This window comes from Hyphomonas sp. GM-8P (genome assembly GCF_003263315.1).
In the GTDB taxonomy this organism is placed as follows: domain Bacteria; phylum Pseudomonadota; class Alphaproteobacteria; order Caulobacterales; family Hyphomonadaceae; genus Hyphomonas.
Genome location: NZ_AWFE01000148.1, coordinates 1 through 1270, shown reverse-complemented (window position 1 = coordinate 1270; position 1270 = coordinate 1). Strand labels below are relative to the sequence as shown.

1 protein-coding gene is annotated in these 1270 nt (G+C 62.6%); it reads left to right on the top strand.

Features of this window, described 5'->3' with window-relative positions:
* Positions 1–63 precede the first annotated feature (63 nt).
* Positions 64–1244, top strand: a protein-coding gene (locus HY26_RS18805) for an IS3 family transposase (RefSeq protein WP_112074356.1) whose coding sequence is annotated in 2 segments (ribosomal slippage) — positions 64–313 and positions 313–1244 — 1182 coding nt in all. Because the reading frame shifts where the segments join, the coding sequence is not laid out codon by codon here.
* Positions 1245–1270 lie beyond the last annotated feature (26 nt).

Below are 1270 nucleotides of genomic sequence, written 5' to 3'. Positions count from 1 at the left end.
TGACCCAGCCCCGTAAATTCCGGCCATGAATTTGCAGAGTCCTCGACACGAAGAGGATGACAAATGCGCAAATCACGATTTTCCGAAGAACAGATCATTGGGATGATCCGGGAGCACGAGGCTGGCGTGAAGACAGCCGATATCTGCCGCAAGTACGGCATCTCGGATGCGACCTTCTACAAGTACAAGGCGAAGTTCGGCGGCATGACGGTGTCGGACGCCCGGCGGCTGAAGACGCTGGAGGAGGAGAACTCGAAGCTGAAGCGCCTCCTGGCCGATGCAATGCTGGACAATGCCGCCCTGAAGGACCTGGCGACAAAAAACTTCTGACGCCCGACGCCAAACGGAAGGCCGTGCACCACGTGATGGAAGTGCATGGCCTGTCGGAGCGTCGGGCCTGCCGGCTGGCCGATCTCGATCGGTCCACCTTCCAGTATGAAAAACGCGATGGCGGTGACGAGAAGTTGCGCCAGAGGCTACGGGAGCTGGCCGGTGAACGCCGCCGGTTCGGCTATCGCAGGCTCGGCATCCTGCTGGACCGCGAGGGCCTCAGCGCCAATCACAAGAAGATCTACCGGATCTATGCCGAGGAGGGACTGGCCGTGAAACGACGACGTGGGCGAAAGCGGGCGACAGGCACACGTTCACCCATGCTCCTGCCGGAACAGGCGAATGAGCGATGGAGCCTGGACTTCGTATCGGACGCTCTCAGCGATGGCCGCCGGTTCCGCACGCTCTGCGTGGTCGACGACTTCACCCGGGAAGCCCTGGCCGTGGTCGTCGATGTCTCCCTGTCCGGCGTGCGGGTCGCCAGGGAACTGTCCAGGCTCATCACCCGGCGGGGTGCTCCGAAGATGATCGTCTCCGACAATGGCACGGAGCTGACCAGTCATGCGATCCTGAAATGGGTGCGCGAGGCCGGCATTGAGTGGCACTACATCGCGCCGGGAAAGCCGACACAGAACGCCTTCGTCGAGAGCTTCAACGGCCGGCTGCGCGACGAGTGCCTGAACGAGCATCTCTTCGACAGTCTCGGTGACGCCCGGCGCATCATCGAAGCCTGGCGGATAGACTACAACACGGTCCGGCCACACACATCACTCGGCGGCCTCAGCCCCGTAACCTACGAACGGCGGCTGCGCCGCCGAAGGCCCGGCTCGCTTGAGCCGCGGGGAAGCTCCACTCCCCGGGCCTTGACCACGCCATCAACAACAGAAAGAAAGGCGAACAGACTCTCCGAATGAACGGCCCGGATCACGGGGCTGGGTCA